Raw genomic sequence first — 25031 nt, 5'->3', positions numbered from 1 at the left:
GATGAAAAAAGATAATGACTCTCAAGCATTATACTCATTAGAATTTATATCAAAGATCTCGAGAGCTTTCAGTAAGGCGTATTCACTTGTTCTGGCCCCTTCTTTGGAAAAATGTGCATCCGGAAACGCGGGCGACATATGATGGTACCCGGGATAGACATGTAATTCGACTAAGACTCCATCAAAGGCCAATTGTTTTGCAAAAAACAAGGATTCATCAATGAATAAATCAATGGTACCTATATTTATATAAGTCGGTGGTAATCCGGCCAATGACTTAGCACGAGCCGGCACATAATACTCACTTACCTCCTCCTGACCCGGTTCATCCCCCAATACAGATTTCCAGCCAAAATAATTACTTTGTTTTGTCCAAATAAACTCTCCTGCGTATGGGTGCTCTGGTGCGGTACTTGTGCGATCATCTAGCATTGGCCTCATTAATCTTAGATGATGGATTTCGAATTCCTTCTGATCACGAATGTACAAGGCTAGGCCAGCCGCCAAACCGCCGCCAGCGCTGCTGCCCCCTACGGCAACTTTCTGAGTATCTATCCCTAACTCTTCCGCATGTTCAATGCACCATTTTAGGCCCGAATAACAATCCTGTAACTGACTTGGCTGTACATGCTCTGGTGCTAGGCGATAGTACACGGATACGCAACAGAAACCATGTTGTGCCGCAAGAGATGCATTAGCAGGACGATCCACGACTGGACTTCCTAAGACCATCCCGCCTCCGTGTATCGAATAATATAGAGGCATCTTATGATGCTTTGATTGTTTGGGCTTAATGATTTCGATTTGAATATCTGGACCACTAAAATAACTTGGCACAGCCTTTTTTTCTAATGTAATAGGGAACATCTGCGTTACATCTATTTGTTGCATCATTTGAGATTGATTTTTACGTGCTTCCCTTAGTGTAGATTCGGTAAGATCGGTTGTTGGTATTAAATCAACTGCACTGATAATTTCTGGATCAATCAGATGTCTACTTCTACTTTTTTGCTCCCTCATAGTAATCTTTTCCTCACTTTCTTGTTTTAAAGACAATGAATCAATACATATTTCCCTTCAATTGTTGTTGTCGTTTATATTTATATTTTAAGTTTAAAATCAGCTTTATAAATGAAAACAACGAGTTAGAATCATTCTCGACATAAAAATTATAAAAAAATGGAATGCCAAAAAAGTATTTCGGAATCTGGCTGTGGGAATGCGAAGGCACATCAAACCTTTTACCAAACAAAAAGACGCGACCGGATTGGTCGTTCATAGCGATTATCCGGTCGCGTCTTAAGCTTATCACGTTATGTCCATCTACTTTTTATGTGAATAAACAATTTTCTTAATGGTTTCGGTAGAGAGGAAAAACTCATTAGCTAATTGCTCGATACTGATTCTATTTTGAAAAGCATTTCTGATTGCGGCATTTCGCTGTTCTAGCAACCATCTCCCGCCACTCAAGCTTCCCCAATCCATATATTCCGTTTTTGGCTTAGGAATATACAGATTCTCTCCTTGAACATATTTTTGGATTTCTATAATTAATTCTTGAGGTAAAACTTTGGAAGCATTCGTATATCTCAATTTTACTCGCCCCTTATTTTGATTTTTTAAAATAAGGTGCAAAGCCAAAAATATTAAAAAGCTTATTCAGCGTTAAAAATTGTTTCGCCCCATACAAAGTAACGTTTCTTAATAATTGGCTTTGCATGAGTGTAAGAAGTCACAGACAATCCTAACAGATTCTCCATCAGTAGGCACCCCCTTTTACCTCGCAAGTATAGCATAACTTCTGCTCACCTGGGACCAGCTAAATGATATCAGCAAAAAGCAAGCGATTAAAAATTGAGCTGTTAGATAGCTGATTTTAAATACTAATCATGAATACGAACCACATAAATCCGTAGATTAATGCCACTAGCCCTACAATGCCCAACAAGCAGAAAAGTAAAAGCATAAGAACAAATTTTTTACCATCCATAACCGACTCCCCAATACTTTTTCCAGAGTGTGAGACACACTTTCTAACTTAGCTTCCGAATAAAAATTTGAAATTAAGTGCATTTATCCAGCTGAACAGGAGTCCCCGTTATCCTAAGAGCGGCTTCTAGATGTTACGGATTTACACTTTCTGCTTGGCTAGCCTGTCTTGCGTTTATTTTTTTCATTGCAAATCTTGCTATTGGCTGAGCATGGTAGGCTACACGAGTCGTGCTAATAATGATAATGTATAATCAAGCATAAGACTCATAAAGGAGCATATGAACCAGATGAACAATTTTTTGAATGAATTTGAGGAAAGATTTAGGGCAGGATTTTTGGATGATCTTAAAAGCATACTGAAAGAAGTGAAGAATGAGAAGGTTTACGCCTGTGCTTTTGGCACAGACAGCGATTTTGTCACCTTGTTTCTAGCTGTTAATACAGAAGAATCCCTTGTTAGACATATCACAAACATGAAAGCCGAAGGCCTGTGCGACAGCAAGGAAGATGAAAATTATTATAGATGGGGATTTTGCGAATATCAATATGGCGATGCAACACACTTGAATCATATGAGCAAATTTCTATATGCAACCGAAAATGTGTTTGATTATAAAGATGAAATGATAAAAATTATGGCCAAGGTAGTTAAGGAAACAGACGACGTGCTTTTCAATCAATTTGGTCAAGCCAAAGAAGATATTATTTTTTTCGTGTCCATGACGGATGATGATATGGCCGAGGAACTCGAAGATCAGTCTGTAATTCAGATGACAAACGCCAAACTAGTTGATGGCTTCTTGCATCGTTATCAATAGAAATACAGTTTGAAATATTACACTCATTTCGTTCAGGTAGTTGCTTTAATTCGCAATGTGCTTGTCCCATGCATCGATTGATTACGTATCCTTTTCATTTGGTGTATCCCCATTAGATACGAATAAACCTATTTCTCCTCATGGTTCGAGTTGAAATAAGTTTATTTAAAGCTTTCATCCAGATGAACAGGAATTCTTACCATTCAACTTCTTCAAATAATCGGAAAACCATCTTTTTTTCAAATTCATCTAAAGTTCTAAATCCAGATATTTCTTCTTTCTTTTCTCCAAGTTTTATCAAGTCGCTATTGCTAGGTCTCCCACCTTATAATAACCTAATAGTTTATCTTGGGGTTCCCTTTTTAATGATAATTCACTTAATTTTTTTATCATTTTCTCTGTACGGAAGCCTTCTTTTCCTATCTGTGTCATTGCATGATATAAGACTATGGGGTTATTATCTTCTAACAAATTTTCTAATTCACCTATTTGAACCTTCCCCTTCCGCTATCTTCTTTAATATACTTCATTTTAATCCCAGCTAAGAGCTATAAATTGGAATGACCGGGAAAATGTTTTATCAGAAATAACCACTATGATGAGTTCCACATTTCTCTTCGCAAACTACGCCGCTATCATACTCATGGTATGGGAATCCGTTTGTTTTACTGAAGCGAGACTCCGGTGCAGCTTATGATTAACGATTCCGATTACCACGTCCGGCTCCATTACATCCTGATGGGAGAGCATAACCAATGTTGCAATATCCCCCCTATGATATGCCGCTGTCAACGCTCTCAGAAAAGTTTTCGAGTTTTCACTTTCCGGTAAGGATAACTCTCCTTTGAGGAGATCCTCCTTGACTGCTTCAAGCGATTTTCGTGCCCGGTGGAGTGCAACTTTTACCGCTCCCTCCGTTGTTTTGAGCATGTCGGATGTCTCACGAATCGAATATCCAAACACATCTCGTAGCAAAAAAACTGTTCTCTGAAGCGGAGATAAATGATTCATTAAGGACTGTAACACTATCTCGATTTCAAAAGATCCATGATCCGGCACAGTTACTTTCGCTTGTTCTCTATTCAATACCCGACTGTAGACTGCTTTTCTCCGTATCTCATCAATCCAGGTGTTCTTCGCAATCCGCAGCAAAAGCGCTTTGGGGTTTGTATGTTCGAGATTGTTTAACTTTCCTAATGCTTTTACCCAAGTATCCTGAGCCAATTCTTCCGCATCCCAATTTGATTTCGTAAGCGACAGACAGTAACGCTTCAGGACTGCCTGTAATTCCTCCAAGTTCTCGATGTTTATTGTATTATCTGTCATTTGTATAGAATCATCTATGCGCATAGGTCCTCTCCTCCACGGTCTTATTCTGCCCTTTCCTAGAGCAAAGCCTTTGTTACCTCCAATGTAAACGAACAAGTGGTTGTAAAAGTTACACCATTTACGCAAATCGTTTTCCCATTGAAACCTCCGTATCTTTTTACGGCCTCGGTTCGTTTACAAGGAGAAATCAACTGAACCAAGAAAATGGGGGTATCACAAATGAGTGTTTATGTTCCATATGTTGTTGAGCAAACTGCTCAAGGTGAAAGATCGTACGATATCTATTCCAGACTATTAAAGGATCGTATTGTGTTTGTCGGGGCAGCCATCGATGATCATTTGGCTAACAGTATTATTGCTCAATTATTGTTCCTGGCGGCAGAAGATCCGGAAAAAGAAATTTACATGTATATCAACAGCCCGGGTGGCTCTACTTCCGCAGGATTTGCCATTTATGATACGATGCAGTACATCAAACCTGATGTACACACGATATGTACGGGATTCGCTGCTTCGTTTGGCGCGATCCTGTTGCTAGCGGGCGCCAAAGGGAAACGTTCGGCGTTGCCGAACAGTGAAATCATGATCCATCAGCCGCACGGCGGCGCACAAGGTCAGGCCAGCGATATTGCGATCAGCGCAAAACGAATTTTATGGACTCGTGAAAAGGCAACCCGTATCACAGCTGATCGGACCGGACAATCTTTTGAAAAAGTCGAAAAAGATATGGACCGGGATTTTTACATGTCCGCTCAGGAGGCACTGGAATATGGTGTTATTGATCAGGTGATCACTTCTTTATAGAGTATGCTCAAACCCTAATGATCCGCAAGAAACTTTAAGAAAATATGAGGTGATGTCATGTTAGCAAGTTTACAAGGTAAGGAAGTAACTATTCATTTTATAGATGGGGCAAATGTATGCGACGGGATATTGGATCAGATTGACGACTAGTTCGTTAAATATCTTACGCAATATCAAACGCTTGTTATTCCTATCACATCTATTCGCACCGTATCCATTGACATTAAGGAACGGCAACGCCATAGAGTTGGATTCGCCCCTTGAACCTATTTTAGTATGGGTGTCAATTACATTGTACGGAGACCCTATATTATGAAAATTTTAGAGGAAGTAGAAATGCTTCAGCTAAGACGTGTCGTTCGACAAACTAAAAGCTGTGATTTTGACACATCATGATGTCGATCATATAGGTTGTCTTCCTGAGATTTTGCAGGAGTGTGGCGATCATATTAAAGTCTAGTCTATGCACACGAACTGGATAAGCCGTATATTCAGGGAGAACTCCCACTTTTTAAAGATAGTCACCTTGTGCATCGCCCGAAGGGCAAAGTGGACGATACCTTAATAGATGGTCAGGAACTGCCGTTTTGCGGCAGGATTAGCGTCATCCATACGCCTGGGCATACACCTGGTCATATCAGTCTTTATTTAAGGCAAAGTAAGACTCTTATAGCCGGGGATTCGATGTACAGTGTAGCGGGGTTCTCGGGGGAATTCATGTTCCGACCACACCGGATATGGATGCAGCTCGTCTCTCATTGAAAAAGTATTTAGATCTCGATATTGCATCCGTAGTTTGTTATCACGGGGGATTAAGTAATGTACATGTGAATGATCAGATATTAGGACTTAGTGGCGAGTTAATTTATAGCGAATTGAAGCAACCCCGTAAATGACCGGGGTTGCTTTTATAATGTTCATATGAATTGTATCTAATGCCCACACTTTATTGATAGACACGCACGTAATCGACTAGCATTTGGGACGGGAACTGCGTCGAGTTATTGGGAGCACCAGGCCAGTTTCCGCCGACCGCTAGGTTCAGGAGAATAAAGAACGGCTGCTGAAATTCTTCGGTGTTCCCGGTTCCGTTCTCTATATAAAATTCATTGAACTGCTGCCCGTCGACAAACCAGCGGATATACTTGGAGTCCCACTCGATGCTGTACACATGGTATTGGGAAAAATCCAGATTGCCCGATACTCGCCCGAAGTCAGCGTGTCCTCCCGCATCCCAATGCACAGTACCGTTCACAGAAGGATTGTTGTTTACACGTTCCATAATGTCGATTTCTCCGCATTTCGGCCAACCTACCGAGCTGATGTTTCTGCCTAACATCCAGAAAGCCGGCCATATCCCTTGACCGGATGGTAACTTGATGCGCGCTTCCACTTTCCCATAAGTGAATTTTTTCAAGTCTTGAGTTTTGATCCGGGCAGAGGTGTAATTCATTCCGCCGTAAGCTTCTTTTTGTGCCGTAATCACCAGATTGCCTCCAGTAACCTGCAAATTCTGCGCACGGTTGGTATAGTACTGCAGTTCATTGTTTCCCCATCCGCCGCTTCCGGTACCGATTTCAGGGGTCCAATTGGACCGATTTAACGAAGTTCCATTAAATTCGTCGCTCCACACAAGATTCGAGTTCGGTGCTGCGCTTGTATGCATTGCTGGAAGCAGAACGGTTAGGAGACTGAGCAGCGCAACCGCACATAATCCTTTTCTTAGCATTAGTTCCCTCCTCAATAATAATAATCCAAGTTCTTAGACACTTCAGGAAAATAAGCCTTCAAGCGGTATTGACCATTGAAACGGGGATCACCTCTCTTTATATTTTTCTTCTTGGACAGCTCATAAGTTAGAATCGTAGATAGACGATTGAAAAAATATACCGCTCAAGCAGGAGTATAATGGAAACAAAATCCATATTCAACCTATATTTAAGTTTTTTTCACAAAAATTACTTCCCCATCTAGATAAAGTCGGTCTTTATAAATCAATAAGAAATTTAACAGCCATTAAAACAAACGTAGTAGCACGTATCGCACCGGACACGGTGTAGCGCTGGCGGTCATCTACGATTACCAGAAGACACGTGGCGGCGAGCATCCACAAATCTTCTTATCCGGAGGAAACCTTCCCCCTCAATTCCGTACAACTCATAGCGATGTCGCCACTTCACTAAGGTGGTAACGCTGTGTTATGTTTTTTTGCTACTTCCACACGGCGCTCTGTCCTGCTTTTAACTCCTGTATGATGGCTAGTTTCTCAATCGCATTGTATTCGTTTTTCTTAGACAAAATAAAACTCCCCTTCAAGCAGCGGTTTATTTATTAAACCTGTCTACTTGAAGGGGAGCATATCAAAATCGGTACTCTGTTCCGTAATTTATAATAGCGAGGTTACGAACTTCACCTCCGGAAAGCGGTTATCCGGTCCTTTCATTAAGATTCCGCCTTGATTTTTCAGATACCTATCGAAGAAATCCAGCATATAGGCATTGATAACGGAGTTCGCTCTTTCGGGCGCAATCTTTCCTGTAATGCCCAGCATTTTGAAAATCGGAGAAATGAACTGTACGTCGGTAAAATTCAAATGCTCCGTATTTTCGATATAGAGGACTTGTCCTCCTTCGTCGACCGTTTCGCGCATCCGTTCAAGCTCCAACTTTTTATCTTCCGTTACTTGATCCTCCCACTCTCTTGTTGATCCCATACGGTTAAGCTCTGCATCCGTGTAGACCCGGTTATCCATCACCATTTTCAATTTTTCGAAATAGCTTTCCGAGTTGATGAACAAAAACGGCTTTCGTAGACCCTCTCTGTCACGCAGTCGATAAAGCCCTCCATCAAGGTCTATTCCAGCCGTGATTCGCGGATCATAAGAAGCGTCATAGGCCGTCGCTCCGCCGATGGAATGACCGAACGTCCCGACATGACCGAGATCAATCCTCCCTTTTAGATGACTTGGAATCAACCCCGATTGGATGAGCTCGAATTGGTCCAACGCAAACGCCACATCGCCGGTTAAAACTTTTCCCAACTTGTCGCGATTTCCTCTACTCGTCTGGTAATCATGGTCGGGCGAGAATAAGTCGTTGGTTGTGCTGGTCGTGATTCGCCCGTCCGGAAACTCGGTTGCAAATGTATTGTAGGTATGGTCGATCACTGCCACGATATATCCATGACTCGCGAGATTTTCGGCTTGCGACGTGTGAAGAAACCTGGAAGAGCCGTTGCCGGGATTCGCAAGGATCAGCGGGTATGAAGTCTGTGCCGAAGAGACTTCGGCCCCCGAATAAGCATGACTGGATACGTACTTCAGGTGTTGAAACGTAAACTCGGGAAGGCCATAGTTCGCGGCCATATAACGTAAAATCTGGGTATCGGGAATAAAGGGAGCGTACTTGCCGGTGCTAGCTTGAGCCGGATACCAGACCTGAACCATCAATTCTCTCTTACCCTCTCTGGCTTCGTCGAAAATCTCTTCCCTATTTGTATCCACGAAATGAAAAGTTTGCGTTCCTACCTTAAATTCGCCTGTCGGTTCAGGTAGTTTAAATACAGGAAAAGCATACATGAGACCCGCTGTTGCGACCAGCATTATTGCTATAGCGGTATAAGCTGAACCCAACATGAATCGTGGGATTTTTTTGGGACCGTTTTTTTTAAAATAGCTATAACCTGAAATGGCTAAAAAAATGATCGTTATGCAATATGGGAAAAATAGCTGAACTCTGTATCCTTCCACCGTCCAATGAATGACCAGTAAAAGTGTGGCAATCCCGCTTGCAACGAATACTGGAATTCTACGCCGTCCTTTTTTTAATAGTACGGTTAATGCAAATAAGCCGATGTTTGACAATAAAAGCAACAGTTCAAACAGCCTCATCTCGATTCTCCTTTCAAAAAATTTCTATTTTCGTTTGTTCTAATCTTATCCTGCCAGGCTGGCCTAAGCTATCGATTTGCCTTACATCAACCTAACAATTTTGTAATTCGATCTTGCGGTATTGGAAGACTCGTAAAACCAAGGATGAATCAGGAAATACCAATAAGTATGTGGTTAATACATCACAGACTTATAACGACTATGGTAGTATCACAAGCGCTGTTGACGTGTTGGGTGTACCAACAACGTACACCTATGATGCAACGTTGCATTTACTTGTTGGTGTCTCGAAACCAATTTCTGTGACTCAAACACAATATACGGAATATGTACGTGATGCAGTTCACGGCAATGTGACAAAAATTCGTGTTCGTGAAGTCCGATATTATGGAAATTTCACAGGGAGTAGAAAATGCTTCAGCTAAGACGTGTCGTTCGGCCAACTAAAAGCTGTGATTTTGACGCATCAGGATGTCGATCATATAGGTTGTCTTTCTGAGATTTTGCAGGAGTGTGGCAATCATATCAAAGTCTATGCACACGAACTGGATAAGCCGTATATTCAAGGGGAGATCCCACTTTTAAAAGATAGTCACCTTGGGATCCCCCCGAAGGGCAAAGTGGACGATACCTTAATAGATGGTCAGGAACTGCCGTTTTGCGGCAGAATTCCAGTCATCCATACGCCTGGTCATACTCCTGGTCATAACAGTCTTTATTTAAGGCAAAGTAAGACTCTTATTGCCGGGGATTCGATGTACAGTGTAAACGGGATTCTGGTGGGGGATTCATGTCCCGACCACACCGGATATGGGTGCAGCTCGTCTCTCATTAGATCTCAACATTGCATCCGTAGTTTGTTATCACGGGGGATTAAGTAATGTACATGTGAATGATCAGATATTAGGACTTACCAAAGGATTATTGTCTTTGGTGGGTATGATTCTTACATGGAAGAGATGCTTAAAATGATGAAATTCATGAGGATTCGATCGTTCTCCAGTCCTTCAGCTCCTTTAAAATACCCGATTGGACAACCAACCAGCCTAGGTTATAACCAAGTTTCTCAAAAGTACAAAAAAAACGCTTGAAAACCCAAGCGCTAGGTGTTATTCATGATAAAATGGCGGCGAAATCCCTTTAAGCACTCAGTTCCAGAAATACTGCATCCGCGTATACCCGACATCCCATGCTTTCATGTCGCCCTTAATCGTGATCTTCAGCTCATCCCCCGGCTCAAGCGGAATCTTGAATAGCGAAGGGAACAGATCAGGATTAGTACGCTGAAGTTCTCCAGAATTGCTCATGATCTCCTTGCCATCCCGAGTAACACTGATACTACCGGAATAATCCGTTGGTTCGGGGCATCCGTAATCGAAGGAGAAAATCGTCTGTCCCTCAGACTTGTACGTGAACGTTCTGGAATCTCCGCCTTCAGCGCTATATAGGTTATAGCGGAGCGGTATCTTCTGTCCGTTGATTTGAATACGGTCCGGTTTGTCTCCGGTGGATGAATTGCCCGAGTTGTCCGTCCATTCAGTGATCGCCACAAACGGACCTTCTACTTTAGTTGTTATTTTGTCTACCGCCACCCCTAATCCCCATAAAGCTATAAAAAGAACCATACCCGATATAGCCGTTGCCACCAGATTGCGCCCGAGACTCCGGTAACGGAAACCAAGCTTGTACGCCCCAAAACCGAGGGCTGCTCCAATCGAATTCTGAAGAGCGTCGTTGATATCGAAGCTGCCCAGGAATGTAAGGGCCTGGATCGTTTCCAGCACAAGAATCGCGATGAAGAATAAGGTGATGAACCGGACGAAGCTGACCCGGTACAGCCATGGAATCAATATACCGAAAGGAATAAACGCAATAGTGTTCCCGAAAGCCACCATACTCATTAGGCTGGGATGCAGGAGATCAGCTGGAGACGGCAAACTAATGAAGTTCTCGGGCATAAAAATAAAGGTGTAGCTGGAAATTTGTTCCGAAGCCTCTCCTCTGCCGAAAGCGAAGAACATAAAATAAAGTACAATAATGGTATAGACTATAGTTGCGGTTAGTAAAATCTTGCGTTGTTTGACCATACTTAACTCCTCCACTCTATTTTTCCATCTATCACTATAACCTACTTACCTGTTTCATGAACCCCCCACCCCTTAGCTTGATTAACTTTACTTGCCCAAAATCAGTTCTATGAAATGTAAAAAGAGACACCCTTGACTCTCTGCGTAAAATAGAAGTACCACCAACCACTCCACGCAGAGGAGAACAAGATATGTCTCATACGTATACTTTATCACAACAAAATCATTGGAACAATCGGTCGGAACAATGGAAACTTCCGCTGTATTTCTCAAAACTGGTGCTTCATCACATCAAGCACTTCGTAGACGGTATGCTTTCGACCGGATTTTCAGGTACCTTAACGGATATTCACCGAGAAAGTTTACAGGATCGAGACCGCAGAACCTTGATTCATTTCTTAACTCACGGAAACTGGAACGCGTCTTACCTGAAACGTATTATTCAACATGTCGCTTTCCAGCAGATGAGGGAAATCGCTCAACGGGTCATGGCCCCTTTTTTGTCATCCTTGACGATACCGTATGTGAAAAACCAAGCCTTCGTCACAGGCTACGCATAGGATTCAAGGGGCTTCGTTTCAACATTCTCATCTCAAAGGTCAGTCCGTCTACGGGCATGTTGTTGTCCAAGCCTTGCTTCGTTCGGGTGACCGGGTTTTCCCCTTTGCCTCAGAACGTTACGATCCGGAAGCAAAAGCAAAATCGATTTGGCTTGTGAAATGATTCGGTCTGTTCCGATGTCGACGTGCCGAACTTACGTTCTAATGGACTCCTGGTATCCGTCTGCTTCAGTACTTCAAACGAGCGCGGAACGTGGCTTTCATGTGATTAGTGGTTTGAAAACGAACCGTATCTTCTACCCTCAAGGCATCTGGCAATCGCTCAAAAACTTTGCTTCCTATATCTCGAAATCGGATACCGTTCTGGTGACGATCGGCTCCTCCGCTTACCGAGTATATCGCTATGAAGGGAAGCTCAATCTCTTGGAAAATGCCGCCCTGCTCCTATGTTGGAAAGATGGAGATGGCTTTGAACCTAAGCAGATGAAGGCCTTTCTGAGCACGGATATTTCACTGAGCAATGAAGAGATTCTATGCTATTACAGCAAACGTTGGGACATTGAAGCGTATTTTCGAACTGCGAAAGTACAACTGGCCATGGATCGTTAGCAGGTTCGATCTACTCAGGCGATTGACCGTTACTTGACCCTGCTCATGTTTTCTGCGTTGTATTGCCAGTATGACAGCCAAGGAAGTTTAAACGATGGGTTACATCACTACCGTATCCAGAAAAAGCATGACATGATTGATTATATTTACAACCAAGCCAAAAGCGGGGCAACATTAGACCAAATTAAAACATGGCTAAGCGTTGCATAGGGATACTGTCAGCTCTTAAAACTTACAAATTATTGAAGCGATTATTGGCAAGTACAGTTATTTAGCTATGCTTGCAGCAGCCTTCGAAAAGAGAATCGATGAAGTAGTTGCTTTTAACATTTTCCATTGTGGTTTAGATGCCTTAAAAATGGGAATGCCAGAAGAAACTTACCTGAACATAGTGCAACTAGTCGATCGTAATGAAGTAGATCAAGTGAATCTATTATTCGAACAGATGATGACTCACAATATTGATTTGCATTGGAAGATTACCAAAGGGATGGAAAATACCGGTGAAGCAACGCCTTTTGATCTCATTAAAAATTTCGAAAAGCACACGATGCACGGCATTGGAGCATTCATTAATCAAGATGTTCTTTTACTAGCTGGAGAAGATGATCAATACGTACCCATTAGCCGACTCGCACAAATTCAACAAGAATTAATCAATGCTGCTTCCATTACAACCAAAGTATTTACTAAAGAAACGGGGGTGAGCAACACTGCCAAGCAGGTCACAGGGAGTTAGCATTTAATGAAATGAAGAAATTTCTATAACAAAGAGGAATGAATACTATAATTTCTCGCATAAAAAAATTCAGATGGTTTCCCCTTTTGGGGGAACCACCTTTTTAAGCATTTTATTTGACAGCAACAAATCTCATTTTGTCTACAATATATTAATTATTCTTCTATACTGTAAATACTTGCCCCAACTTGAACAAGATCATGAGATGCTAACTTGCCAATGCATATTCCAATATTTTTCCTTTCAGCCATTGAGGTTGAAATTTGAACAGAGCTAACGCTTAATACCGTCTCAATTTGATCTGCATTTTTAATAAGAATTTTATCACCTATGATTTTTTTTATTTCTGGGTAGGTTAAATGGTCTAATCCTTTGTTTGTTCCTACTAAAATTGTACCTTCATCTTTTGACTCAAAAGTTATACTAACATCCATTATTTTTTCCATTTTAAACGCTGCCCCTTTATCGTTCTTCAATATAAAGTTCTCCCTTAACATCACGTATACGCAAATCAGCGCTTTTTAATTAGGTTATGGCATCCCTCAGTAGGTCATCCTTTCTATTGATGTTAAATCGGTATCGAACCTTGCGGCTCTTATACTAGAGTATGTCTTCAAACTATAAAACTATGATTTCAGTCAAGGTGATGGTAAAATTTATTTTCAAATGAAAAGACGAAACGATTGTCTCATCCGATCCGCTAAATTAGCGGCTTTTTTATTTTAAAAGTGCTGGTGCGTCAGTCCGTTTTCATAAAACTTCAACACGGTTTCCATTTATATCAATACCCAGAAATGTATGGTATGATGAAGGACGATTTAAAGAAATCGTATTGTAGTGAAGGGATGATTTATATTGATAGATCACGATAATCTTGAAGAGTATCGAGACCCGATTAATTATGATCTTGAATTTGGCGACGAGATTAATAAATATAATTTCTATCTTGATATTGCTAGATTGAACCCAGGCGAAGTTTTGGAACTTGCATGTGGTACAGGATTGACAACCATTCATTTATCAAAATCGGGGATACATATAACAGGTGTTGATATTTCTTCATCGATGCTTGAATATGCGCGAGTTAAAGCTCAAGGTTTGCCTGTGGATTTTATTGAAGCTGATGCTCGTACATTCGAATCCGAAAAGCGTTTTTCCATGATTTATTTGACAGGAAATGCATTCCAGGCATTTTTGAGCGATGCGGATCAACGAGCCTTACTCGAAACCGTCTATAAGCACCTAGAGTCAAATGGGTTGTTTATTTTTGAAACACGAAACCCCTTGGGAACCGATTTATCTAACCAAGAGGAAAGCATCTGGGGAAATTTTATCGATAAAGATGGAATTAAAGTCAAGGTATCTGGGACACAGTCGTATGATTCAAGTAACCAGATCATGCACTGGGTCACGTTCCGTGATTGGGGATCGGAGAAAACAACTTCTCGAATTGCATGTCGCTTTACTGATAATGACACGCTTCAGCGTTTATTAACGAGCCGCGGCTTTTTTTTCGAAAATCAATATTCGGACTGGGATAAAACACCTTTCACTCCTTTATCTCCTTCCATCATTAGTGTTTGTCGAAAAAAACATGGAGCCTAGTACGATTGACGACCGCGCGTAAGATATCCATGCCATTCGCATGTTTTTGAAGGAACAACAGGCTATTCCAGTGATTCCCGAAAAAAATCGCCGAGTCATCCTAAAATATGATAAGATCGTTTACAAAAAAACGTTATTTGGTGGAATGCTCTTTAATAAAGTAAAGAATTTATCGTCGTCTGGCGACTCACTATGTAAAATGGCGTGTACATTCAAGTCTTTTTTTGCCTTGGCAACCATTATTGTTTGGCTTGCCTGAGTTTGAAGACACGCCCTAATTCATAAAAAATTCTATTGTTTTCTGCCAAGAATCTGATTGACCAAAAGAATTTCCTTTTAAAGTACCACCACAAGTAAAAACGCCTCCACCCATTTTTAAGTTCAATGTTTCGCTTAAAGGTATAATAAATGGTATTGGTAATGAGTGACCTAAATCCTTATAGTCTAAAAGATTGTATTTGTATTTATAATTGTTTTTTTTCAAAATACTCATTATTTCTACACATGCCTCGTGAGTATTCCAAATATTATCTTGATGACCTGCAATTAGCAATAAATTCGCATTTGCATTCTCTATTTTTATTCGAGCCTCCTCTTTATTTCTTGCCCTTTCCACACTTTTTTTATATGTAGTAGTAAAACCAAAAGGTATATTTTTTTCTAAGCAATGACGCTGATGGTCGTAAAAAATTTCATTATCAATTGGTATAAATGGTAATGATCTCCCTTCATACGACCATGATGAAACATTTTTACCACTCATCAAACCATCCAACGCTTGAAAACAATATGCATGAGGTGCAGAAGCCACAACTTTAGAAATGAATTTATATCGTGACGCCAAAAGTAACGCCAATTCTCCACCTTTAGATGTACCATGTACATATATTTCATTAGTACGTGTTAATGAATTCTTTTTAAGCCAAGAGAACACTTTTTCAAAATATTCAAGGGGAATTTCCTCAAGCTTTTTAGGCAATCCCTTTTCATTGAAATATCCAACGGTTAAAACATTAAAACCTCTAGATGCCAATGGTCCTGACAAAATCGAAAGACCACTTAGTTCACCATCAGACCCACCCAATACTACAATCGTTTTATAATTTGAGTTTTCAGTGTAAAACAACTCTCCCACGAATGCATCAGTAATCTGATGTCTTTTCACTTCCGGTAACTTAAACATACGCTCTAGACTTATGCATTCCCGATCTTGTCCATTTTCACATACTATGTCAATAAATAGACTACCATCTATTGAAATATTATGAGCGATATTTCCTCCCTCACTATTAATCTTCTGTAAAGAAGCAATAAGGCCCATACTATCTATATAATCATAAGTTCCAGAATCAGGTTTCTGTTTCGATAAATCAACACTACCGTTTGAATCCGCAGTAAACCAAGCAAATGATTGATACTTTTCACTAACTGCCCAAGGAAAATGCATGGATGCAGTTATTTTTATTTTGTCCTCTGGTGGTAACCCGGTGACACAAAAATCGATTTTTTCATCAATTATTGCAATTCTCGGTTGTACTTGTAATTTCATCTCGCGACCTCCAAAAGTAGCAATGAATTTTGATGGAAAAATGTTTCCCATTATTTAAAAATGCTTTCTCCGTAAAATAAAGCTATCTAAAGCTCGAATTTGTGCTTCTTGAAACCCTTCCAAGTCTTCAAATTTATAATTTACATCTTCCTCAAAACCAACGTACTCTTCGTTGTGAGCACCATATATTCTTTTCAATAAACTCCATAACACTTCTAATTCTTCAGTTGTGAATCCATTAAAAATATCTGCCATTAGGCATATTGCTTTCTCACCACATTCCAGCATGACTCTTTTCCCTAATTCCGTGATTTCCACGTTAATTGCACGTTTGTCCCGTTTGCTTGGCGTCGTAATTAGGTATCCTTTATTCTCTAAATTGACTATAAGCTTTTGTGCGCTTTGTTTGCTTGTTTCTAACTTTCTTGCAATATTAACAAGTGTTGTTTCATCCTCTGGCAAATGAGCTATTGCCAGCATGATCATGTACTGTCGTGATGTTAATTTCTCAAAATAGTTGTCGCCTTGTATTTGCAACTTATTAGTAACGGAAAAAAAAGTAGCGTAAGTTTGTTGCATTATATATAACTCTCTAAGCGCTTTAGAATATTCCATAAATATATCCTTTTCTTTTTTTTGTCACCATACTGACTATAATTACAATAACAGCATTTTGTATTATCGTCAACATGGTGACAATAATACCATTTGTAAATTGCATACATTAAATAAATAATTGTTATTGTGTATCTGGAATTCCTAGTCGTTATGAATGATCCGCCCGGTCACGTCTTTTGCCTTGCGGAAGTGAAGTTGTTTGCTAAGCCAGGAGAAGGAGCGATTATATCAACACGTACGACGAATAACTAAAAAGGGTGGAGTTGATATAGTTTATCAACTCCACCCTTTTTCTGTGTGTGACGAGTTCAGTCTCTTTTCTTGGTACCGCTTTTTACTGTAAAAAACAACAATGATAAAAAGAATAGAGCCTGTGAAGTTTTAACCATCAACCTGATTCCTTCACCGGAATCTTTTATATCAAACAAAATATCAGCTATGGATACCAAACCTGTAGTAATAAGTATAATCAATGCGAGTATGTACACGTTTAGTCCCCCTTTTTTCCGATTTTACAGCAAGAAGAAGACAATAGCTCTGGATGCGGGTTCGGCCAACCACGCAGGCAACCCAACATATTTTAAGGCGTAAGCAAGACCGTCCTCTGCTGTGCCTGTGAAATCTACCATGATATCCAAAGCTTGCATTATTACTTGATAACCAAGATAATATTTCAAAGTTTCTTTTGCACCGTCGGTCAAAAGTGGTATCTTATCTACATAAATTTTTATCTGTTCATTCCAAGCACGTGATCCAATATTTTTTAGTTTAGAAATTAATTCTAACGCTACTTCCTTTGCGAACTTTGATCTCCAGCCTTGTGTACTTACTTCCCCAGATGGACGTTGAGTATCGACCATTCCAAGATTAATGCCTACAGTTTTGAAAAGGTCATCATAATCAACTTGTCTTAATTCTTGCTCTACTCTTTCATCAACAATTCCATTTTCCAAGTCTATCTTAGTCTCTGAAGTTATAGAAGATTCTACGGTGTTGGCAACTCTCTTCATATATTTGATATTTTTCTTCAATATACTAACATGAATTATATATATTTGTAAAATAGAGGAATATAGTAGTTGTTTTTTCCTGTAATAATATCTATTCATAGTATTTGGACAATAAATGGTTATTATAACCTGTGAAAAGAGACTGTTTATTAAATAACTTTTGACCGAATGATGGCCGTTCGTTAGACTTTTAGCATGATATATTTATATCATGGAAAATTAAATAAGGAACACCCCGCCGCTTTCGAGCCTCGGTGAACCAGGTCGGCCAATGTGCCGGCCTTTTGATTTTTCAACAAACCAAATTAGGGAACATAAATCATGTCTACAGAAGCAAGCGCAGTAAGAAACGGTGGGTGCGCATATTTGGTAAAAATATTGAGTCTCAAAATCATATACTTCAAACAATAAATGGATGCACATACGTTTGTTCCCTTCATGCTCTAAACCTAAATGAAATCCTCTGACTAAATAGCGAAATATTCGCTAAAAATAAATAGCGATTATTTCGCTGGGATATTCTAGGTTTGGAGGTGAGAAGATGTACCAAAGGATCCGAGATTTGCGTGAAGATAGAGATTTGACTCAATCCCAAATGGCTGAATATTTGAATTGCAGTCAACGAATTTATAGCAATTACGAACGCGGCGATGTTGATATTCCTACAAGGATTCTAATCAAACTAGCTGATTTCCATAACACAAGCACAGACTACTTGTTAAACAGAACGAAACAAAAAAAACCTTATCCCGCAGGCTAGCTACTTTTAGAAATAAAAAAGGTAACTCCTCATAAAGGAGCTACCTTTCAAATTTTTTTATAATCGCCCCCTACAATCTTCTGAACTACCTATTTCAACTCTTCTTTCCCGTCAAATACTTCAATCATTATTAGTGCCCCCATTTTATAACCCTCAATATAAGCCGAAGCGGACAATAAGGAAATTAAAACATCTTGTAAATCCGAAAGCTCTTCAATTAATTTGTAATCTTGTTCTGGCAATTTTGTTTTGAGGGCTTCCTCAGCATCGGCTATTCTCTGAGAGACCAGTTCAAACTCAGTGTCTTTCGATTTGATTCGTTCACTTGGGTTACATTTTCCGTAATAAAAGTTCTCCAAGATACTCATGTTCTACTCCTTCATGATATGTATTATTAACCCTCTGACTAATTTTAGCGAATTATTCGCTAAAAATCAATAGCGATTATTTCGCTAAGATATTCTTAGTTCGAGGTGAATATGATGTATCAACGGATTCGAGATTTACGTGAAGATAAGGATTTGACTCAAACTCAAATGGCCGATTATCTGAATTGTAGCCAGCGGATATACAGCAATTATGAACGTGGGGAAATAGACATTCCAACGGAGATTTTAATTAGACTAGCTAATTTCCACCATACAAGCACAGACTATTTACTAAATAGAACAAACCAAATAAAGCCCTACCCGGCGGGATAACATTTCTAAGAAATAAATATTAGTCTTAATCTAATTGTGCATTATTTCAATAAATGTTTTTCAACCAACGTAAAATTCTCTTTTATTGTAGATTTCCCATCCACCGTAATCAGTTTTACACCAAGAGTATGGGTCATTTTATTGGCTTTACGAAGGAGCGCGGAGGGACCATCATAATATATCTATGTACCTACCCAACTTTCCTTAGGCGACAAGCCGTTCGCAGACACAGAGCATCATTTGCTCCTAGTTCTGAAGGATGGCGAAGTCGAACTTACAGGCTACCAGTCTGGTGCGGAATGCACTTCATTTTTATCGTATGTTCGAATGCAAACACAAGGAGCATTGCCCTGTCGACAACATCGGCTTGGACAATGCGCTTTATTTTATAGCAACTGCCCTTGGGACAGCATCTTCTGTGCATTAAAGTTAGAAGTCATAACAAGAAAATTTTTAAAAAAACCTTCACTAATTACTAGGTTAGTGTGGAGGGAACGAATACTTTTTGCCACCCCAAGCCACGAGAAGCGCAAGGAATAAGAGTATGAATAATGCCCATGAAAATGATCCCGCACCAAAAGTTTCGAGTAAAATACCCCCAGCCATCCCGCCGCCGGCGATAGCCAGATTCCATACGGTCGTGTTAATCGGCATAACCATATCCACTTTGCCCTCCCCTGCAGCCTGAGCAAGCGCCGTTTGCAACAGCGTTGCTGCGCCACCGAAAGTTAAACCCCATACCGTAACAATGATATAGATCATAAGGGCATTGGAGTTGCTAAAGCTCATGGCAATAGAAATTAAGACGAAGGAAATAAGACTAATCAAAACAAGCTTACGCAGCCAACGGTCGATGAATACGCCAGTTATCCATATACCTATGAGAGCAGCAATGCCAAAGAAAGCCAGCGCCAGCCCCACTCTCTCCCCCATCCCATTGGCCGCAAGAAATGGAGCAATATAAGTGTAAAGAATATTATGGGCTGTCATCCAGGTCAGTACAACCAATAGTATGGGCCGAATCCCCGGTGTAAGGAAGACTGCATAGATCGAAGCTTGCTTATCGGAGGACTGTCCCGGATAGTCCGGCACCTTCCAAAGCACCCACGCGATCAGTATAACTGTCAGTAGTGACATAATTCCAAAAACAGAACGCCAACCCATAAGGTTCCCCAGAAACGTCCCCGCTGGGACACCAATAGCCAAGGCGATCGGCGTTCCAACCATGGCAACGGCCATCCCCCTCCCCTTCAATGTAGCAGATACCATGCGGAGAGCGTAACCGCCGATCATCCCCCATAGAACTCCAGCCGAAACTCCTGCCAGTAGACGGGCAGCCAGCGTCAGTATGTAGCTGGAAGAAATCGCGGTGACACTGTTAAAAACCAGGAACCCGCAAATAGCCAGAAGTAACAGCGGACGCCTCCGCCATTGGCGGGTAACTATAGCTACAGGGATGGCAGCCACTAGGGAACCGATGGCATAGACAGTGACCAGTTGACCCGCCATTGCCTCTGAAATATAAAGTCCCTTGCTTATTTGCGGAAGCAAACCAGCCGGAATCGTTTCCGTCATAATACAGATGAATCCTGTCATAGCCAAAGCAAGCAGACCAAGCCAGGGAAAGCGCTCAGAGGAGGCGGAAGAAGCAATCTTTACAGTAGTAGAAGAGTTATTGCTGGACATTAGCGCAGCTCCTTAAAATCGATTTCAAAACAAGTTCAAGCGAAAAATCAAGCATATATGCCAATGATTTGCTCTCCTTTTATTTTACTTATGGATCGATCAATCCACATTTTAAAGATACCTCTCTGTCTTGTCAATTACTTTTGGATCGATTAGTATATAAGTACAAGATATAAGGAGGCGACTCCATGGTTAGAACCGGAAGACCACGTAAATTCTGTCGCGACGAAGCGATCTCCCAAGCTATGATGTTGTTTTGGGAGCATGGATTTGAATCAACCTCTTTGGCTCAACTCAAAAAGGCGATGGGCGGCATCTCCTCAGCCAGCTTTTATGCAGCTTTTGAATCAAAAGACGCATTATTCAAAGAAGCGCTGGACCGGTATTTGGCTACATACGGACAAGTATCGACAAGCCTTACAAACTATTCACTTTCATCGCGCACAGCTATTGAATTAGCCTTAAGAAGTTCAGCAATCATGCAGACTGAGCAGACCCATCCCTTGGGTTGTTTAGTCATATTCTCTGCAAATACATGTTCCCCAGAAAACACTCATATTCGAGAACTATTGATCAGGCAAAGAGCAGTGACTAGGAACAAGTTCTATGCTCGTATTGAGCGAGCTACCAAGAATGGAGAACTTCAAGAATCCACAAATGTTAGCATGTTAACCACACTATTCGTTACCTTTCTGGAAGGTATATCTACGGAAGCCAGAGATGGTGTGTCCCTAGACAACATTGATGCAGCCATTACTAAATTGATGGAGCTTTGGGATACTTGTGCCTGAGACTTGAGACTTGAGACTTGCCCAGTCTTCATGAAAATAAGGGCATACAAATAGCAAAAGGCAATCCCCTTAAAAAAGGAGATTGCCTTTTTATTCAGGAAGATTGCTTCTCTCGTAAACGGTTTTATTCAGCTATCCTACACATCAGCTGACCTAATTGAGTATCGAAGTGTGTTTTGAGATAGAATCGATTATTAAATCCCAGTCGTCATAGTGAAGCTCATGCCCGGCACCTTCCAATGTCAGTAAAACCGCACGCGGAATTGCGTTAGCAAGATTTATTCCGTGTTCATAAGGGATAATCGAATCTTCAGTACCGTGTATAACCAGTGTAGGAACGTTTATTTCCCCTGTTCTAGCCAAATAGGATTCCCCGCCTGACAGCATAGCGTGATTATTCATACTGGCCATATTGTTGCTTCTTTTCCATTCTTCTTTTGCTAATTGATAAACCTTTTTCTCATTGAAAGGATGCTTTGAACCGACTAAAATTCTTGATCTACCCACCACAAAATCGACCACCGATTGTTCGTTCGACCAATCTATTGCTCCCATATTCGAGAAATAGTCCATAACCTTTTTCTCCATCGGTGGAAGATCGGAAGCAAAATTTGACGTTGCTAAAAGAGTCACGGTTAATACTCTGTCTGGATGTCGTAGAGCTATCAACTGAGTCAGCATACCGCCCATAGACATCCCTACGATATGCGCTTGCTCAATCTTATAAGCATCTAATACTCGAATCGCATCATCTGCCATGTCTTCGAAGGTATAGTCCGGTTGACCAGATTCATAGGTTGTAGAACGTCCAACATCTCGGTTATCATAGCGAATGACAAAGCGACCTGTCTCAGCTAAACGCTGACAAAATTCTTGCTCCCACCAGACCAATGAGGATTGAGCCCCCATAATCAGTAATATTGCCGGGTTAACTTGCTCGCCGAAACTCTCACTACAGATTTCTATTCCATCGCTTTTTATGAGTTGTTCGTTCATGTAGAATTCCTCCCCTCAATGATATATAACAAAAAAACACCGAATATTACCTTCATCACTTATCCCCATAAAGTACTTACGGTGCCCCGCCTTAGGCAGACAGAAATTACCGATCTACTCGGTCGCTAGTTTAAATTATTTTGTTGCAAGAAATTCAGAAAATCTCTTTGCATAGAGCCAAGAGTAAGAATTTTTTTGATTATCCTAAACCTACAATGCTGGCCTTTGATTTTAAATGACCATATTGCAGAAGACAGGTGTCCAGAATGGTATTTTTGTTCTTGTAAATCAGCAACTTCATATTCAACTTTTTGTACTACTTTTGTGGAAAATAGATTGAGGAAAAGGATAATAATCCTATCATTATTTAAGAGTAATATGGCTCGACTTGTATAAGCCGAAAAGCTCTGTGGAGTTGAATAGCAGACAAGCATGTCAGATTCTCTATAAGGTTCTGCTAGCTTATTGATCGTTTTTTTTGTAATAAATAGCATGATCAAATACCTCTCTATTTGGATGTTTAAATGAATTGATAGAAAAGAATATCCTTCAAAAGTATTATACTACACAAGTAAACTATTCCAAAAAAGGATAGTCATCTGTAGCCTATTTAAACATACTCCCTCCTCCTCACTTTAGATGTGACATATACTCAAATGCTCCAAACGTATATTTCATTGCCTTTTTTGCTCCAAAATGATGCACTGTGGATAATATGACGATATTGGTAGGGCCTGGTGTGAAGGTAGCAATAAAACAATAAATTAAAACTGATGTAATATTCATAAGGAAAACTCCTTTTAGCGTATTCTCATGAAATATTACATCTTAAGATAAATAGCATATAGTATGTTATTGCAGGTATTGTATCCTTCGTAGTCACGTTCTCCCATCATTTTTGCTTTTCCTCATCATACCAAGCCTTCAAAGAAAGAGAATAGCCTTTATCCTCCACCGTTGAAGATGTCATTGACCTTACCGACAACAACGCAATTATGGATTATTGTGGTATTATTTTGGATTATTGTTAATACTACGTATCTGAGGAGGGTGAAAATGAAGTTACATACCAAATTTTCAAGACAATTATGCCAGAATATTGATCTCATTTGTGACTTCATGGGAAACAGTTCGGATTTTGTTGTTCGTGAGATCACGACTGGCCATAAACACGCTGCTCTTTTTTATTTGGACGGCATGACTGACATGCAAAAGGTACAGGATAACGTGATCCGTCCGTTGCATGATCGTGTCTCCTCTGACGAGATCACTTTACCGTTATTGAAAAACGCAATTTTGGACATTGGTGAAGCAAACTTTACTCAAAACTTTGAAGATGCCTTGGAACAGATCCTCTCCGGTGGTCTTCTCCTACTCCTGAACGATATGGATGAAGGATTGGTCATTTCTTTGCCTGGATGGGAAGAACGCAGCATTTCGGACTCGAAGACACAGCCAGTGGTCAGAGGTCCGCAAGAAGCGTTTACAGAAACTTTACGTACGAATACGACTATGGTTCGTCGAAGGGTGAAGGATACAAGAGTACGTCTAACTACCCTAAAAGTTGGCAAAAAAACTAAGACCGATATATCGGTCATGTATTTACATGGGATCGCTGACCCAAAAAAGGTGCAGGACATGATATCCAAGTTAAAGAACATGCATGTGGAAGGCGTGCTTGAAAGCGAATATTTGGAAGAATGTCTCCATGAAGATAAACAATTCACGATATTTCCGCTCTTTTATAATTCTGATCGCCCAGACTCTATTGCAGCAGGAATTATGGAGGGGAAAATAGCGATATTTGTGGATGGATCTCCCTTCGCCATCCTTGCACCTGCGGTGTTTGCAGATTTCCTTCAATCCGCAGAAGACTATTATCAATCCTTTGTTTACAGTAGTATCATTCGAATATTAAGGTACATTTGCCTGGCAATCTGTATGTTGGCTCCGGCCATTTATGTCGCATTAACGACATTCCATCAGGATATGATTCCAACCGTTTTGTTATTAAGCTTATCCGCGCAACGTGAAGGAGTACCGTTTCCAGCATTTATTGAGGCGATGATCATGGAAGTGGTTTTTGAAATTCTGAGGGAGGCAGGTCTTCGTATGCCACGGACGGTCGGTCAAGCCGTTTCTATTGTCGGGTCAATAGTGATCGGCCAAGCAGCTGTAGAAGCAAACATCGTTTCGGCTGTTATGGTCATTGTTGTTGCAATAACTGCCATTTCGAGCTTTGTCATTCCCTCGTACACTTTTGCTATTCCAATCCGGATATTACGTTTCGCTTTCATAGGCATAGCCGCTATGTTTGGTGTGTACGGATTGACTGTTGGTATTCTCATGCTCTTTGTACATCTGAATGGGCTTCATTCATTCGGTGTACCGTATTTGAGCCCCTTTGCCAATTACAAATCGTCGGAGCAGAGGGACGCCATATTGCGTTTTCCATATAGAACTAAAAAACATCGTAAAAACTAAAGGA

General features: G+C 40.6%; 21 protein-coding genes and 6 pseudogenes. 12 read left to right on the top strand and 15 right to left on the bottom strand.

What is annotated here, in order from left to right:
• Positions 1-21: 21 nt before the first annotated feature.
• Together MLD56_RS11830 and MLD56_RS11825 are read right to left on the bottom strand one after the other, a co-directional pair.
• Positions 22-1020, bottom strand: coding sequence for an alpha/beta hydrolase fold domain-containing protein (locus MLD56_RS11830; RefSeq protein WP_029515047.1), 999 nt, complete (start codon positions 1018-1020; stop codon positions 22-24).
• Between the two features lie 303 nt (positions 1021-1323).
• Positions 1324-1593, bottom strand: a complete 270-nt coding sequence (locus MLD56_RS11825) for a CD3324 family protein (RefSeq protein ID WP_029515049.1) — start codon at positions 1591-1593, stop codon at positions 1324-1326.
• 686 nt (positions 1594-2279) lie between these two features.
• On the opposite strand from MLD56_RS11825, the gene MLD56_RS11820 reads away from it, so the two are divergent.
• Positions 2280-2810 (top strand): DUF4303 domain-containing protein, encoded by a 531-nt coding sequence (locus MLD56_RS11820; RefSeq protein ID WP_029515051.1) that lies wholly within the window; start codon positions 2280-2282, stop codon positions 2808-2810.
• Positions 2811-3434: 624 nt separating this feature from the next.
• Here the strand turns inward: MLD56_RS11820 and MLD56_RS11815 are convergent.
• A complete protein-coding gene (locus MLD56_RS11815; protein ID WP_029515053.1) occupies positions 3435-4160 on the bottom strand; it encodes an RNA polymerase sigma factor in 726 nt (241 codons plus the stop codon).
• Positions 4161-4358: 198 nt separating this feature from the next.
• Between MLD56_RS11815 and clpP the strand changes: the two genes are divergently transcribed.
• Both clpP and MLD56_RS11805 read left to right on the top strand, forming a co-directional pair.
• Positions 4359-4943, top strand: a complete 585-nt coding sequence (gene clpP, locus MLD56_RS11810; protein WP_029515054.1) for an ATP-dependent Clp endopeptidase proteolytic subunit ClpP — start codon at positions 4359-4361, stop codon at positions 4941-4943.
• Between the two features lie 352 nt (positions 4944-5295).
• Positions 5296-5839 (top strand): annotated as a pseudogene (locus MLD56_RS11805) (MBL fold metallo-hydrolase); the annotation flags it as partial.
• Between the two features lie 53 nt (positions 5840-5892).
• Here the strand turns inward: MLD56_RS11805 and MLD56_RS11800 are convergent.
• Positions 5893-6672, bottom strand: a pseudogene (locus MLD56_RS11800) (glycoside hydrolase family 16 protein); the annotation flags it as partial.
• Positions 6673-7329: 657 nt separating this feature from the next.
• Positions 7330-8832: an alpha/beta hydrolase family protein gene (locus MLD56_RS11795; RefSeq protein ID WP_029515057.1), complete on the bottom strand. Its 1503-nt coding sequence runs from the start codon at positions 8830-8832 to the stop codon at positions 7330-7332.
• Positions 8833-9260: 428 nt separating this feature from the next.
• Here MLD56_RS11795 and MLD56_RS11790 point away from each other — a divergent pair.
• Positions 9261-9804 (top strand): annotated as a pseudogene (locus MLD56_RS11790) (MBL fold metallo-hydrolase); the annotation flags it as partial.
• A 176-nt stretch (positions 9805-9980) separates the two neighbouring features.
• Here MLD56_RS11790 and MLD56_RS11785 read toward each other — a convergent pair.
• Positions 9981-10919, bottom strand: a complete 939-nt coding sequence (locus tag MLD56_RS11785; protein ID WP_029515058.1) for a VanZ family protein — start codon at positions 10917-10919, stop codon at positions 9981-9983.
• A gap of 191 nt (positions 10920-11110) precedes the next feature.
• Between MLD56_RS11785 and MLD56_RS11780 the strand changes: the two genes are divergently transcribed.
• From MLD56_RS11780 to MLD56_RS11770, 3 genes and pseudogenes are all read left to right on the top strand, one after another.
• A complete protein-coding gene (locus MLD56_RS11780) occupies positions 11111-11479 on the top strand; it encodes a hypothetical protein (RefSeq protein WP_152526656.1) in 369 nt (122 codons plus the stop codon).
• Positions 11480-11590: 111 nt separating this feature from the next.
• Positions 11591-12088: pseudogene (locus tag MLD56_RS11775) on the top strand (transposase); the annotation flags it as partial.
• A gap of 268 nt (positions 12089-12356) precedes the next feature.
• A pseudogene (locus tag MLD56_RS11770) lies at positions 12357-12856 on the top strand (alpha/beta hydrolase); the annotation flags it as partial.
• Positions 12857-12982: 126 nt separating this feature from the next.
• Here MLD56_RS11770 and MLD56_RS11765 read toward each other — a convergent pair.
• A complete protein-coding gene (locus MLD56_RS11765) occupies positions 12983-13303 on the bottom strand; it encodes a hypothetical protein (RefSeq protein WP_239645116.1) in 321 nt (106 codons plus the stop codon).
• A gap of 379 nt (positions 13304-13682) precedes the next feature.
• Here MLD56_RS11765 and MLD56_RS11760 point away from each other — a divergent pair, with 379 nt between their 5' ends.
• Complete coding sequence (locus MLD56_RS11760; protein ID WP_049816866.1) at positions 13683-14432, top strand: class I SAM-dependent DNA methyltransferase; 750 nt, start codon at positions 13683-13685, stop codon at positions 14430-14432.
• A 274-nt stretch (positions 14433-14706) separates the two neighbouring features.
• Here MLD56_RS11760 and MLD56_RS11755 read toward each other — a convergent pair whose 3' ends face one another.
• The 3 genes from MLD56_RS11755 to MLD56_RS11745 all read right to left on the bottom strand — a co-directional run bounded on the left by MLD56_RS11755 (position 14707) and on the right by MLD56_RS11745 (position 17552).
• Positions 14707-15981 carry an acyl-CoA thioesterase/bile acid-CoA:amino acid N-acyltransferase family protein gene (locus MLD56_RS11755; protein ID WP_029515061.1) on the bottom strand — a complete coding sequence of 425 codons (1275 nt, stop codon included), beginning with the start codon at positions 15979-15981 and terminating at the stop codon, positions 14707-14709.
• Between the two features lie 54 nt (positions 15982-16035).
• A complete protein-coding gene (locus MLD56_RS11750) occupies positions 16036-16596 on the bottom strand; it encodes a MarR family winged helix-turn-helix transcriptional regulator (protein WP_029515063.1) in 561 nt (186 codons plus the stop codon).
• 515 nt (positions 16597-17111) lie between these two features.
• Positions 17112-17552: a hypothetical protein gene (locus MLD56_RS11745; protein ID WP_241113506.1), complete on the bottom strand. Its 441-nt coding sequence runs from the start codon at positions 17550-17552 to the stop codon at positions 17112-17114.
• 598 nt (positions 17553-18150) lie between these two features.
• On the opposite strand from MLD56_RS11745, the gene MLD56_RS11740 reads away from it, so the two are divergent.
• The gene (locus MLD56_RS11740) at positions 18151-18369 is read left to right on the top strand and encodes a helix-turn-helix domain-containing protein (protein WP_029515066.1); all 219 of its coding nucleotides are present in this window, start codon (positions 18151-18153) and stop codon (positions 18367-18369) included.
• Positions 18370-18458: 89 nt separating this feature from the next.
• Here MLD56_RS11740 and MLD56_RS11735 read toward each other — a convergent pair whose 3' ends face one another.
• Positions 18459-18737 (bottom strand): DUF6809 family protein, encoded by a 279-nt coding sequence (locus MLD56_RS11735; RefSeq protein ID WP_029515068.1) that lies wholly within the window; start codon positions 18735-18737, stop codon positions 18459-18461.
• A 111-nt stretch (positions 18738-18848) separates the two neighbouring features.
• Here MLD56_RS11735 and MLD56_RS11730 point away from each other — a divergent pair, with 111 nt between their 5' ends.
• Positions 18849-19070, top strand: coding sequence for a helix-turn-helix domain-containing protein (locus MLD56_RS11730; protein WP_305954128.1), 222 nt, complete (start codon positions 18849-18851; stop codon positions 19068-19070).
• Positions 19071-19550: 480 nt separating this feature from the next.
• Here the strand turns inward: MLD56_RS11730 and MLD56_RS11725 are convergent, their stop codons facing one another.
• Positions 19551-20756: an MFS transporter gene (locus MLD56_RS11725; protein ID WP_029515070.1), complete on the bottom strand. Its 1206-nt coding sequence runs from the start codon at positions 20754-20756 to the stop codon at positions 19551-19553.
• A 188-nt stretch (positions 20757-20944) separates the two neighbouring features.
• Between MLD56_RS11725 and MLD56_RS11720 the strand changes: the two genes are divergently transcribed.
• Positions 20945-21547, top strand: coding sequence for a TetR/AcrR family transcriptional regulator (locus tag MLD56_RS11720; protein ID WP_040101387.1), 603 nt, complete (start codon positions 20945-20947; stop codon positions 21545-21547).
• Positions 21548-21700: 153 nt separating this feature from the next.
• Here the strand turns inward: MLD56_RS11720 and MLD56_RS11715 are convergent, their stop codons facing one another.
• The 3 genes and pseudogenes from MLD56_RS11715 to MLD56_RS11705 form a co-directional block, all read right to left on the bottom strand.
• Positions 21701-22543 carry an alpha/beta fold macrolide esterase gene (locus MLD56_RS11715; RefSeq protein WP_029515071.1) on the bottom strand — a complete coding sequence of 281 codons (843 nt, stop codon included), beginning with the start codon at positions 22541-22543 and terminating at the stop codon, positions 21701-21703.
• Positions 22544-22668: 125 nt separating this feature from the next.
• Complete coding sequence (locus MLD56_RS11710; RefSeq protein WP_029515073.1) at positions 22669-23037, bottom strand: hypothetical protein; 369 nt, start codon at positions 23035-23037, stop codon at positions 22669-22671.
• A gap of 163 nt (positions 23038-23200) precedes the next feature.
• Positions 23201-23329: pseudogene (locus tag MLD56_RS11705) on the bottom strand (LysE family translocator); the annotation flags it as partial.
• A gap of 270 nt (positions 23330-23599) precedes the next feature.
• On the opposite strand from MLD56_RS11705, the gene MLD56_RS11700 reads away from it, so the two are divergent.
• Positions 23600-25027, top strand: a complete 1428-nt coding sequence (locus MLD56_RS11700; protein ID WP_029515074.1) for a spore germination protein — start codon at positions 23600-23602, stop codon at positions 25025-25027.
• The last annotated feature ends 4 nt before the right edge of the window (positions 25028-25031 follow it).

It is taken from the genome of Paenibacillus peoriae, from assembly GCF_022531965.1.
In the GTDB taxonomy this organism is placed as follows: Bacteria; Bacillota; Bacilli; order Paenibacillales; family Paenibacillaceae; genus Paenibacillus; species Paenibacillus polymyxa_D.
Note: the sequence above shows the minus strand (reverse complement) of the source record. Positions and strands in the feature narration are given on the sequence as shown.

Bases quoted from the DNA above. Each gene is read 5' to 3' on its own strand.
- MLD56_RS11785 (WP_029515058.1), bottom strand. From the start codon at position 10,919: ATGGTCAAACAACGCAAGATTTTACTAACCGCAACTATAGTCTATACC.
- MLD56_RS11815 (WP_029515053.1), bottom strand. From the start codon at position 4,160: ATGCGCATAGATGATTCTATACAAATGACAGATAATACAATAAACATC.
- MLD56_RS11730 (WP_305954128.1), top strand. From the start codon at position 18,849: ATGATGTATCAACGGATTCGAGATTTACGTGAAGATAAGGATTTGACT.
- MLD56_RS11720 (WP_040101387.1), top strand. From the start codon at position 20,945: ATGGTTAGAACCGGAAGACCACGTAAATTCTGTCGCGACGAAGCGATC.
- MLD56_RS11725 (WP_029515070.1), bottom strand. From the start codon at position 20,756: ATGTCCAGCAATAACTCTTCTACTACTGTAAAGATTGCTTCTTCCGCC.
- MLD56_RS11780 (WP_152526656.1), top strand. From the start codon at position 11,111: ATGTCTCATACGTATACTTTATCACAACAAAATCATTGGAACAATCGG.
- MLD56_RS11715 (WP_029515071.1), bottom strand. From the start codon at position 22,543: ATGAACGAACAACTCATAAAAAGCGATGGAATAGAAATCTGTAGTGAG.
- MLD56_RS11830 (WP_029515047.1), bottom strand. From the start codon at position 1,020: ATGAGGGAGCAAAAAAGTAGAAGTAGACATCTGATTGATCCAGAAATT.
- MLD56_RS11700 (WP_029515074.1), top strand. From the start codon at position 23,600: ATGAAGTTACATACCAAATTTTCAAGACAATTATGCCAGAATATTGAT.
- MLD56_RS11795 (WP_029515057.1), bottom strand. From the start codon at position 8,832: ATGAGGCTGTTTGAACTGTTGCTTTTATTGTCAAACATCGGCTTATTT.
- MLD56_RS11755 (WP_029515061.1), bottom strand. From the start codon at position 15,981: ATGAAATTACAAGTACAACCGAGAATTGCAATAATTGATGAAAAAATC.
- MLD56_RS11735 (WP_029515068.1), bottom strand. From the start codon at position 18,737: ATGAGTATCTTGGAGAACTTTTATTACGGAAAATGTAACCCAAGTGAA.
- MLD56_RS11710 (WP_029515073.1), bottom strand. From the start codon at position 23,037: ATGCTATTTATTACAAAAAAAACGATCAATAAGCTAGCAGAACCTTAT.
- clpP (WP_029515054.1), top strand. From the start codon at position 4,359: ATGAGTGTTTATGTTCCATATGTTGTTGAGCAAACTGCTCAAGGTGAA.
- MLD56_RS11820 (WP_029515051.1), top strand. From the start codon at position 2,280: ATGAACAATTTTTTGAATGAATTTGAGGAAAGATTTAGGGCAGGATTT.
- MLD56_RS11750 (WP_029515063.1), bottom strand. From the start codon at position 16,596: ATGGAATATTCTAAAGCGCTTAGAGAGTTATATATAATGCAACAAACT.
- MLD56_RS11740 (WP_029515066.1), top strand. From the start codon at position 18,151: ATGTACCAAAGGATCCGAGATTTGCGTGAAGATAGAGATTTGACTCAA.